This is a genomic window from Streptomyces sp. YS-3, from assembly GCF_045257485.1.
GTDB lineage: Bacteria > Actinomycetota > Actinomycetes > Streptomycetales > Streptomycetaceae > Streptomyces.
Map to the genome: position 1 here is coordinate 1 of NZ_JBJHPC010000219.1, position 11,078 is coordinate 11,078.

General features: G+C 69.8%; 9 protein-coding genes. 2 read left to right on the top strand and 7 right to left on the bottom strand.

What is annotated here, in order from left to right; genetic code table 11:
- Positions 1-1,410 (bottom strand): hypothetical protein (locus ACJA3G_RS18965; RefSeq protein WP_406554194.1); only part of this gene is annotated, 1,410 nt, incomplete at its 3' end.
- A gap of 372 nt (positions 1,411-1,782) precedes the next feature.
- On the opposite strand from ACJA3G_RS18965, the gene ACJA3G_RS18970 reads away from it, so the two are divergent.
- Positions 1,783-2,778 carry an acyl-CoA desaturase gene (locus ACJA3G_RS18970; protein WP_406554195.1) on the top strand — a complete coding sequence of 332 codons (996 nt, stop codon included), beginning with the start codon at positions 1,783-1,785 and terminating at the stop codon, positions 2,776-2,778.
- A gap of 176 nt (positions 2,779-2,954) precedes the next feature.
- Here the strand turns inward: ACJA3G_RS18970 and ACJA3G_RS18975 are convergent, their stop codons facing one another.
- From ACJA3G_RS18975 to ACJA3G_RS19000, 6 genes are all read right to left on the bottom strand, one after another.
- Positions 2,955-3,830 (bottom strand): hypothetical protein, encoded by an 876-nt coding sequence (locus tag ACJA3G_RS18975; protein WP_406554196.1) that lies wholly within the window; start codon positions 3,828-3,830, stop codon positions 2,955-2,957.
- A complete protein-coding gene (locus tag ACJA3G_RS18980) occupies positions 3,827-4,627 on the bottom strand; it encodes a MerR family transcriptional regulator (protein WP_406554197.1) in 801 nt (266 codons plus the stop codon). Before ACJA3G_RS18980 ends, ACJA3G_RS18975 begins: the two co-directional genes overlap by 4 nt.
- A 78-nt stretch (positions 4,628-4,705) precedes the next feature.
- Positions 4,706-5,545: a hypothetical protein gene (locus ACJA3G_RS18985; RefSeq protein WP_406554198.1), complete on the bottom strand. Its 840-nt coding sequence runs from the start codon at positions 5,543-5,545 to the stop codon at positions 4,706-4,708.
- 309 nt (positions 5,546-5,854) lie between these two features.
- A complete protein-coding gene (locus ACJA3G_RS18990; RefSeq protein ID WP_406554199.1) occupies positions 5,855-7,216 on the bottom strand; it encodes a hypothetical protein in 1,362 nt (453 codons plus the stop codon).
- Positions 7,217-8,105: 889 nt separating this feature from the next.
- A complete protein-coding gene (locus ACJA3G_RS18995; RefSeq protein WP_406554200.1) occupies positions 8,106-9,020 on the bottom strand; it encodes a hypothetical protein in 915 nt (304 codons plus the stop codon).
- Positions 9,021-9,513: 493 nt separating this feature from the next.
- A complete protein-coding gene (locus ACJA3G_RS19000) occupies positions 9,514-10,089 on the bottom strand; it encodes a TetR/AcrR family transcriptional regulator (RefSeq protein WP_406554201.1) in 576 nt (191 codons plus the stop codon).
- Positions 10,090-10,159: 70 nt separating this feature from the next.
- Here ACJA3G_RS19000 and ACJA3G_RS19005 point away from each other — a divergent pair, with 70 nt between their 5' ends.
- Positions 10,160-11,053, top strand: a complete 894-nt coding sequence (locus ACJA3G_RS19005) for an NADP-dependent oxidoreductase (protein ID WP_406554202.1) — start codon at positions 10,160-10,162, stop codon at positions 11,051-11,053.
- The last annotated feature ends 25 nt before the right edge of the window (positions 11,054-11,078 follow it).

The following is an 11,078-nucleotide window of genomic DNA, read 5'->3' on the forward strand; positions in this document are numbered from 1 at the left end:
GCCCTCGGGCGGGCGGGCGCGGTCCTTGAGCTGGTACACCTGGCTGCGCACGACGGCGCCATGGTAGGGGCTGAGCGCTTCGTCCACGTCGTCGCACGCCTCGGGGATGACGGTCGTGAGGTGCTTGATGTATTCGCGGAGCATGTGGCACAGCGGGAACTCATGGGTGGGACCGGTGTAGTCGACCTCGTACCAGTTGGGGTGCGGGTCGAACGCGGAGCCCGCGCCCCGGCCGTCGAGGACGGGGACGATGTCGTGCTGGTTGGTGATGCTGGCGACCCAGGTGCGCGGATCGGCGGGCTTCTTGTTGTCGACCGGCGAGCCGACGGTCACGACGTGCGTGACCCGGTAGGCGCGGCAGAACTCCTCGTTCTGCGCGAGGTTCATCAGGGCGATACCGCCCTCGCTGTGGCCGATCAGCGCGACCTCTGCGCCCCGCGGAATGCCGTAGTCCGCAAGGGCCAGCAGGATCGAGCGGGTGTAGGGCGAGTCGGCCATGAACAGGTTGCGCCAGGCCCCGATGAAGTCCTGCGGGGAGTCGTTGCGGGGGCGGCCCGGAGCCATGCCGGGTGCCTGCAGGACGTAGCGGACGACGCCGTCGGGACCCCGCACGTTCTGTACGAGGATGCGCCCGTCGGTGCGGAGCGCCTCGATGTTCCCCAGGAACCCGAGGAAGGACCCCTCTGCGGCGATGAGCTGCCGCTCCTGGTCGGAGAGGTCCACCGGCTCGGCGGCGCCCTCCCCCTTGTCCATGGCCGCCAGATGGGCGGCGCTGATGCCGTGCAGCGGGTCCGCGGACAGTTCCCGCCCGGCGGCGAGCGCCCAGCCGGTCTCGTCGTTCTGCGGATCCTCGTCCAGCAGGGCGCGAATGGCGAGAAGTTCCGCCATCAGGGGCGCGAGTCCGGACAGCGCGCGCTGGGCGCCCTTGTCCCGGAACAGGGCGCGCAGGGCCCGTACGGCCTCCAGGTCGCGGTCGGCGGTGACCGCGACCATCAGCCGGCGCATGCCGGGGTCGCGTTCGAACTCGGGGTGGTCGACCAGCACGGCGGCGATCCTCAGCCGCAGCGAGGTGACGGCGACCAGCGCGGCCAGGCTCTCCCGGCCCAGCACCTCCCCGGCCGCGCCGAGCACCTGTCCCATGCCCTTGGGCGCGGTGATCGCCGAGCCACCCAGGCCCTGTTTGTTCGTCAGGGCCCGCAGCAGCGCCCACTGGGCGGCGAGGCCGGTGCGGGGCCGACGGCGGGCGGAGGCGGTCAGTGACGGTGCGAACAGCGCGCCGCTGGTGCGCGCTGACACCGCGCGGATGCCTTCGGCGACCTCGACCACATCCCGCGCGCACCGGCGCAGCAGCTCCCGGTCGTCCTCGCCGTCCGGCGTGGGCCGTCCGGGTGCGTGGCCGTCCGCTCGCATCCCTCGCTCCCTACCTCGACACCTACGGCGACGGCACGGCTCGCGCGTACGACGACGTCTGCCGACCGGGCCCGTGCCGCGGGACACGTCCCGGGCCTGGTCCCATCGTCGACCAGGGACTCCGAGCCCGCACCTCCATCCCGACCTCCACCCCTACCTCCGTCCATACGTTCCTCCATCCGTCCCTCCACCCCTTCATCCATCCAGGTAGAGCATGTCGCCGGAGGCCGTCCCGCCCGTCGCGCCTGAGCTCGGGGGGCGTGTCTCTTGCGCATAATCGCCGCACATGACTCCCTGCACTCCCCCACTCGTGGCAGGACCGTCCTCCGGGCCTCCGGGAGGGTCTCCCTCCCCGCTCGTGGGAGGTACGCCATGAGCGCGTCCCTCGAACACGCGGAAGGCCCGCGGGCCCCGCTTCCCGACACCGTCCCGGTCGGCCTGCCGCTGCGCACCGGCTACCTGCTGACGCTCGTGGTGGGACCGCTGGCCGTGCTGGCCGTGGCACTGCCCGCCGCCCTGGTCGGCGGCTGGGGGCCGCGCTGGTACGACGCGGTCCTCGGCGCCGGAATGTACGCCCTGTCCATCATGGGCATCACGGCGGGCTACCACCGGCACTTCACCCATCTGTCGTTCAAGGCGAAACGCCCCCTGCGGATCGCCCTGGGGCTCGCGGGCGGGCTCGCCATGGAGGGCCCGGTGACGATGTGGGTGGCCGAGCACCGGCGCCACCACCAGCACGCGGACCGGGAGGGCGACCCGCACTCGCCATGGAAGTACGGCACCACCCGCCGGGCCCTGCTCAAAGGCCTCTGGCACGCCCAGGTCGGCTGGTTCGCCTCCTCGCCGGTCCGCTCCCACTACCCGCGCTACGCACCCGATCTGCTCGCCGACCCCGACGTGCGCCGTCTGGACCGCTGCTACCCCCTCACCATGGCCGCCTCACTCGGGCTGCCGCCGGCGCTCGTCCTGGCGGTGACCCACGACTGGAGGACGGCAACAGTCACCCTCCTCTGGGCGAGCCTGGTCCGCTACGCCGTCGTCCACCACGTCACCTGGTCCGTGAACTCCGTGGCGCACGCCTTCGGCAGCCGCAACTACCGCACCCGCGACCAGTCCCGGGACGTGGCCTGGGTCGCGCTGCTGACCTTCGGCGAGGGCTGGCACAACCTCCACCACGCCGACCCCAACAGCGCCCGGCACGGCGGCCTGAAGGGCCAGCCCGACCTCACGGCATGGCTCATCGCGCGGTTCGAGCGGTGGGGCTGGGCCTACGACGTGCGCTGGCCGGACGCACGGCGGATCGCCGCACGACTGCGCACGGAGACGACCGCGCAGCGCACACCGCACACCCGGGCCCTCGGGGAGTAACCCTGGAGCCGCCGGGTGGATCCGTAGCCGGCCAACTGGCTACCGTGCGTCGAGCCACCTCCGGCCATGCACGAGCTCGCCAGAGGTCCATCGCGTTCTGGCTTCCGCGATGCGCTCGAAGAGGTTGCGGGTGAGCTCGATGCCCACTCCGGGCTTCTCACTCCGGACACCGTCGACTACGAGTCCGATGCGGTGAGGGAATCAGAATCATGGGAAGACCTGCCGCCTGCCCTCAGTGCTGCCACCGCGGCCACGGGGTGGTCCGCGTAGAAGCGGAAGGCGCTGGCCTCGGCATGCTGGCCAAGGACGCGTACATACCGCAGCGGCCCGGTGAGCTCGACGGTGACCGTGGTCAGGCCGCCCACAGCCACGTCGACCACAGCAGTCCTGTCCGCGGCGGCGGGTTTGCCATGCGCGAATGCCCGGTCCAGACGGACGGCGGCTATACGGTTGGCTGGGATGCGAATGTCCAGCAGGGCTCCGTAGCGCAGGCGCAGCGAGCCGTCGGCGCCGACCACATGCGGGCGGACCACGCATGAGGCGTGCAGGGCCAGAATGAAGTAGCAGCCCCAGATGTCGAGAACGAGTGCGGCGGCCTGCACCACCGGCCAGGGGATCACGTAAGCGAAAGCGACGGTCTCCACGACGCAAACGAAGAACAAGCCGTACATGGTCGCGGTCTGGGCCGACGCGTACGGAACGGCGTGGTCGCCGTCGTGGACACCGTGCGGGCCGCGGCGGGTTACCCAACGCAAGAAGCTGGTCGCGAGGCTGATTTCGTGACTCATCAGCATACGCACGGACGCCGGGACGTTGTCAGCGATCGCGGCCCGGAACGCGGAGTGACGAGGGAGACCCTCGCGACGGTGCCGCCGGTAGTCGAACAGAAGCAGTGCGGTAGCCGCGGCCAGGAGCGCGAGCCCGGCCACTTCCATCGCCAGCCACGCGGCCGGGGCTATTCGCACCCCGCCAACGACACAGAGAACGAGGACAAGTTCGCACGGCGCGACCGCGGCGAAGCCCCAACACACGGCCTTCCTCAACGCCTTCACCCGGCACGCTCCTTGAGCAGCTCGATGGCGCGGCGCACAGCTGCCGCCTGGGCAGCAGTGAATTCCGCCAAGAGGGCGTCTGCGAAACCACCCTCCTCGCCTGCTCCGCCCTTGCCTCCCGCAGCGATCATCACTTGCGCCGCGTCATCCGGGATGCTCTCGACGATGGCCCGGGCGGTCTCCTCCACCCGTGGATCGTCCCCGGCCGCTTCTGCCAAGGCGTCCATCTGGGCGTACACCGCGTAGGCGCGCCGCATGGCCTCGGCGTCGGCGCTCAGGCTCTGCCCCATGGCGTAGAGCCAGCTACGGTCGCCGCCCGGCGGGCCGGTCTCCAGCAGAGCCAGCAGTTCCCGCTCCTTGGCCGCCATCGCGGGCTCCGATCCGTGCAACCGCGCCGAGGCACGGGCCATGTCGTCGAAGAGGGCGGCGAGTTCAGGCGAGACCGGGGCCTCGACGGGCAGGCGCCCGGTCCGTCCGGCCTGCTCAAGCAGCTGAGCCAGGCGGATCCGGCGCTGCCGGATGTCATCCTCTTGCCGAGCGAGATCCGCGTCCAGCTCAGCGAGGATCTCGACGAGATCCTCGCCCCTGTCGTCCGCCAGTACGTCCTTGACTTCGTCCAGGCTCAGGCCGAGCTCGGTCAGACGGCGGATGCGGGCCAGTGCGACGGCGTCGCGCAGCGTGTACTCACGGTATCCGTTGGGCTGGCGCAACGGCTCGGGCAGCAGCCCGATGCGGTGGTAGTGCCGCACGGCACGGGTGGTGGTGCCGACGACGCCGGCGAGTTCTCCGATTCGCATGCCATCAGTAGAAACGTTGTCGCTGCGACAAGGTCAAGCGCTTGCGTTCGCTGCAGAAGGGCGGTCCCGTCAGAGGAGTCATACCTTCCTCAGCTTGTACAGGTCCCAGGAGTCGGGGTCGCCGATGTACTGGTAGAGAGTGGCCTGTCCCTGTGTACCGCCCACGTTCCAGGGCAGCCACTGGCAGCCCGGGACGCTGACTTTGACCTCCTGGCTCCAGGCGTCCCGTCCAGCATCGAACGCCCAAGTTCCCTCACCTGTGCACGGCTTCATCACAGAAGTGAAGTTCTCCTCGAACCGCTCCTCTTTGACGCCGGAGGCAGCGATCCTGCCGTCCGCGGTAAAGGTCAGCGTTGCGCCCTTCCCATCGGTCCAGGTTCCGACAAGAGCCGGTACGGACAGCATCGGCGGCCGGTACACCTTGAGGAGGTTTGTTTGGAGAGCCATGCCACCCAGGACACCCACGCTTATGACGATCAACACGCCCCAGCCGACCACCGCGCCAAGCAGCCTCCGCCGCCGCGACCGGCCGGCCAGCGCGGGGACGGTGAGTACGGCAGTGGCCACCATCCACGAGGCCCCAGCCGACGCCCAGTCACAGGGACCAGCAAGAACGGTTCCCACCACTATGGGCGCGAGGGCCGCCGCCAGGACCAGCGGTACCCACCCCCAGGCTTCCCGGCCGCCGATCCGCCGCCCCAGCACTCCGGCCAACCCGATCGCAGGCAACACGAAGACTGCCGACAGCGCGGCTCCGAGGATGGCGCCTGCCACTGCCAGGAGGGGCAGCACCAGCATGCCGAGTGCGTTCATGCCGCCGCCGGCATTTGGCGACTCCTGCGTCTGGCCGTACACCACGGCCACCACGAGAGCGAGCGCCGACTCAAGGAACAGCACCACCATCGAGATCCACAGCATCCGCCCAGCAGACCGCTCGCGCCCCATAGCCAGGCCCTCTCATGAATGACACATGAGCGCGGATCGCCCATAGGCCAACCGCCATGCTGCCAACAGATTTGAACATGTTCAATTTGAACGTTGGCGCGCTCGCCAAGGCCCCGAAACCTGAGCACGCTGGGAACGGCGGCACCCCGCGCGGCGCCAGGTCACGGCCTGTCGGCGCCTGCTCCTCGCGAGGGCGAGTCTCCTCGAAGCCCATGTCTCCCGTCGCCTTTGAAGGCCTCCACCACCGTCCAAGCACATGAGGGATCCCTCGGCCGACCGACTTCAGAGGCCGGCCTCGGCCAGAATGTGGTCCATCCGGGCCCGTGGAAGCACAGGGTTTGCCGCCGCCTGTTCGGCGACCGTGGGGTCCAAGTCCGCCAGCAGTTGCTCCAGCAGTTCCGCGGTGACGTTGGGGTGGCGGGCCACGCCCAGGCGCAGGGACGAATCCTCGCAACCCGCAAGCCGCCGCAGCTCCGGAACGGGCAGTTCGGGGTCCTCCAGGGCGAGGACGCGTACCGGTGGAACCACTTCTTCCACGAAACCGCGCAGCGCCTGGCGCGGGAAGTTGGGATGGTCCACCAGCAACGGCCGGACGTGGAAGGTTTCGCCGTGGCTGCGGAGAAGTCGCAGCAGGACCTGTGGTGGCGTGTCGGGCCGACGGGCGGCGGTGCGGCGGACGGACACGTCCGGGTCGTCGTCCAGCCTTTGCCAGGCCTCATCCGGCAGGTCCCGGCTGGCCGCGAGCACCTTCCGCAACACCGCGTGCGGACAGTCCACGTAACTCAACCGCTCGGCGAGCGGCGCGTCTCGCAGCCAGCTCGGCTCATACGATGACCAGTGGAGTGCGACATATGCGTCGGTGCTTCCGGCTGCGTATTCTTCTTTCACCAGGGCGAGCAGGTGGTCCCGCACCTCGGGGGCGACGTGACGGCTGTAGGCCACCGCGACACGTACAAACGGATCTGCGCTGGTCTGGAGACTGATCGCCATGTCGGCGGTCAGGTAGGGGTTGCGGGCCACCGCGTGCAGCACCCTCTTGTCCCCGGTGGCCAGCAGTTGCTCGAACTGCTGGAACGTCAGCGGGAGATAGCGCGCGACGTTGGCTTGTACGGCTGGATCGGAGAGACATCGCTCGTGATACTCCGCCGGCACGCCCGGGTGCTCTGCCCTCGTAGCGGAGGCGCGTACCCCTGGGTCCGCATCGTTGAGCAGCGCGACTTGCACAGCCATCGGCCGGTCGCGCCAAGTCTGCGCGACCATCGCGCGCAGCTTGGGATCGGAGCTGGCCGCCAGTTCCCCCGGCGGTCGGCCATAGACGTCGACTAGGGCCTCGATGTTCAACGGCACCCCGATGTCCACCCCGTAACGGATGAAGTCCGGGTAGGCGTCGCGAATGGCGGGGTCGGGGTGCTGGGCAATGCGGCGGCGCATCGCCGAGGAGATGCGCCGCCCGTGCAGGGATACAGCCGAATCGCTGCCGCCGTACGCAAGCAGGGCCTCGGCCACGATGTCCGGTAGCTGTCCCGTGCGTGCGGCCAGCCCATGCCGGCCCGCCGCGTGCCTGGCCAGCCGCACCAAGACGCCCACCGGGGCGGCTGGGTTTCGCCCCAGCCCCGACAGGTGGGGCTGCTTGAGATGGACCATGCGCCCACATTAAGCCCGGGCGTACTGGACAAGGGGCAGTGGCCGTTGGCCGCTTCCCGGGCGCTCCGCCCTTCGGGGCGGCAGCAAGGCCCGTGGCATCGCAGGGAGTTGACCGCACGCGGAGGCACAAGTCCCGTCTCCGACACCCGATCCCCTCATGGGGCATGCGCCTCAGCACCGGGGCAAGGCGGCGACTGCCGTTGCCCTGTACTTACCGGCGCGGTACGCCACAACGGAGGCAAGCTCGCCTGGAAAGGTCGTCGGCCTATGCGCTGGGTGCGAGGCGTGATCTTCGAGCTGTCTGGTGTCGACCGCTCCTCTGCCGTGGCGGGCGCTGTGCCGTTGCTCTTCGCAAGCGACTGCACCCTTTGGCCTACTGTGTTTTCGGCCCTGCGGAGGACGATCTTGCGGCAGGGGTGCGAGAGGGTAGGGCCGTGCGAACAACCATCGGATACACCCTCGAAAGCATCGGCTACGTAGTAGGAGCCCAGGGGCTTGTCAGCTTCGCTTCGCAGACCCTCTTCGATACGGAGTGGGGTTGGATGCACAGGGTTGTCGACCTTCCGTCCACCGCTTACCTCGGCATCGTCGTCATAGGGTTGGCGCTCGTCGTCGTCGGGGTGAAGACACGGAAGGCGCCCCCGCGCCAGGAGATCGCCTGACCGGCGGGCCTTCAGCCTGCGGTGCCCTTTCGGTGTCGTAGCGGTCGAAGCCAGCAGGCCGCCCGGGTACGCCTGCGTCGTATCGCCGCCAAAGGTGTCGGCCAGGGCCGCCGCGACCGTGTCATTGTCAGCGTCGAGCGGTGCGCATACGCCCAGCCGCCGTCCTCGCACTCAGCGCAGACGAGGAAGGCGCATGCATGCCAGCCAGTCTGTGGGCAGAGCTGGGATTACGGGTTCGGCATCAGGTCCGTTAACGGAAACGCCGTCACGTCTTCTGGCGGGCGCGACAAGTGCAGCACGGTGTGGAAGTAGCCGTCGGATTCCGTTCCGTACGGATCGTCGCCAGCCGCAGCCACCGCCTGGACGGCGTATTGCTGCTCATCCTTGTCCGTGAAGCGTCGTTGCCTGAACGGGTGCGTGGTTGCCTTCTCGGTGACCAGGCCGAAGGATTCCAGGCATGCGGCGATGGGCGCGTACGAGGTCGTGCGCAGCACGAAAGCCGCGACCCACACCGGGTCCTGGGCGCAGGCCAGGATCGGTTGGAAGGTCCGGGGGGAAAGGAAGGACGACCCTCCGGTGATCGTGATCAGACGGGCGTGCCGCGCGGCGCGGCGCAGGGGCTGGGAGGGAGGCGCGGCTTCGAGGTTCTCGGCGAAGCCGGCTTCGATCAGACCGACCTCGCATGCGTAGGAGATGGCGTTCGCGGCCATGTCGAGTCCGATCACGCGGGCCGGGTTGTCGCGCCGACGAGCCGCGTAGTAGCCGCGGTCCCATTCGATCAGTTCGGCTGTGGTGAGGGCGGTGGCCTGCGGCGACGTGTAGTGGGCGTAGAGGTCGTCCAGCGTCACTTCGTGGTTGAGGAGGGCGGCGTTGATGCCGTACGAGCAGCAGATGTCCATCACGGTCACCGGTTCCGGTGCGCGGACCCCCCGGCTGCGGGCCGCGAGCGCCCGCCGGAAGATGCTCTGTCCGTGATGGGGAGTCTGGTATTCCAGCGGGCCCAGTGCCTGGAAATAAGCCCGGGGATCCGGCTGGTCGTAGATGTCGTCGAACGGCGTCATACCCTCCGAGGCGGAGGTCTTTGACCGCTGCTGGCCGTCCACAGCGATGCTCTCGTGTCCCCGGTTCCGCACTCCGCTCATGCAGGTTCTCCTCACACAGCCCGGGTGGCTATCGGGTCAGAGTCGGTGACTCGGGTGCCGTACCGGAAGAAGGCGGGAACGAAACCGGCCACGCGCCGTGAAGGGGTCTGCGCTGCGTTCATCGCCGCCACCGCCGGGGGCTGACCCCTCCGGGACCGCCGACCGGCTGCGTCGGTCTTCTCCGGGACCGTGTGCCAGATGCGGTGCCGTGACGCGCGGGTGGTCATGGCACGGTCCGTTGCCGTCGGCCTTGGCGGCGGTCAGGCTGCCGGGCGCCGTTTCGGGGTCGGTCGGGTCGGGACGTGGGGCGCGATCTTCTCGGTACTCGTTCGAGTGGAGTGCACTCCACTCGCTACCCCGAGCCGACGCCCCAGGTCGATGGCCGTCACAGGGGATCGGGCGAACAGGTTTCCCGGTACGGGCCGCGCAGCGCAACACCATACGTCTCGTGCCCGGGGGTCGGCCCGGACCGCAGCCCGCCCACGCCCCCGGCTCAGGACGCGGTGGCTTCCCAAGCCGCATCGATCATCCGGAAGACCTCGTCCACCGTGGCCCCGGGATCGTCCGCCCGGCAGGCCAGCGCGTAGGCGTCGATGGCGAACCGCGCGGTCGCCCGGCAGGCCGTCGTACTCCGAGACAGGTGGGGATCGGCGGCCAACGCCTCCGCCAGCGCCTGCGCGTGACGCAGGCTCATCGACTCCTCGTATTCCCGCAGGGCGGGTGATTCCTCGATCATGCGTCGGACGGGGGCGCTCCCCTCCGCCGTGCAGTGCCGCACCAGGGCCTGGACCTCGCGGTGCAGCGCCGGGATGAGCGGCTCGTGCGGAGGCCGGTCGGTCACCGCACGGGTGAGGCGCTGCTCGAAGTCCTGGTCGCGCTCGAACACCAGGGCCTCCTTCGAGGCGAAGTGCGCGAAGACGGTGGTGACGGCCACGTCGGCCTCGGCCGCCACGTCACGGATGCCCACGGCGTCGTACCCGCGCTCCAGGAAGAGGCGCAGCGCGGTGTCGGCGATCTTCTGGCGGGTGGCGGCCTTCTTGCGTTCGCGGCGTCCGGACGGCTCGGTCATGCCCTGACACTACCAGCTAGGAATTCCTAACCGTTGCAAAACACTAACCGTTAGGACTACGGTCGGCCGCATGAAGAAAATCAGCTTCGCCGAGTTCGGCGGCCCCGAAGTCCTGCAACTGGTGGAAGCCGAGGAGCCGCACGCGGGCCCCGGCCGGATACGCATCGCCGTACGGGCGGCGGGCGTCAACCCCGTCGACTGGAGGATCCGGGAGGGCCAGGTCCTGGGAGCCCATCCGGTCGAGCTGCCCGCCGGGGTCGGACTGGACGCCGCCGGCGTGGTGGACGAGGTAGGCGAGGGGGTCGAGGGGGTCGAGATCGGCGACCGCGTGTTCGGCGAAGGCGCCGACACGTACGCCGAATTCGCCGTGCTGTCGGCCTGGGCCCGGATTCCCGAGGGGTTGTCCTTCGAGGAAGCGGCCGGGTACCCCTCGGTGGTGGAGACCGCGCTGCGCGTCATCCGCGAGGTCGGCGTGCGGGCCGGGCAGACGTTGCTGGTCAGCGGCGCGTCCGGCGGCGTCGGGTCGGCGGTGCTGCAGATCGCCCGCGCGCGGGGCATCACGGTGATCGGCACGGCCGGGGCCGCGAACCAGGACTACCTGCGCAGCCTGGGCGCACTGGCCACGACCTACCACGAGGGCTGGGTCGAACGGGTGCGGCACCTGGGCCGGGTGGACGCGGCCCTCGACCTGGCCGGCTCGGGCGTGATCCGCGAACTCGTCGTGCTGACCGGGGACCCGCGCAAGGTCGTCTCCATCGCCGACCTCGATGCTCCGCGGCTGGGCGTCCGGTTCTCCGGCGTGGCCGGGAGCGTACCGGACGCGCTCGCCGAGGCCGTCGACCTCATCTCCCGGGGCATGCTCCACATCCCGGTCGAGAAGTCGTACTCGCTCACCGAGGCAGCGGCGGCGCACGCTGACAGCCGCAGCGGCCATACCCGGGGGCGCCGGGTCCTGGTCATCTGAGCCGCGGCCCACCCGGCGCCCGCCC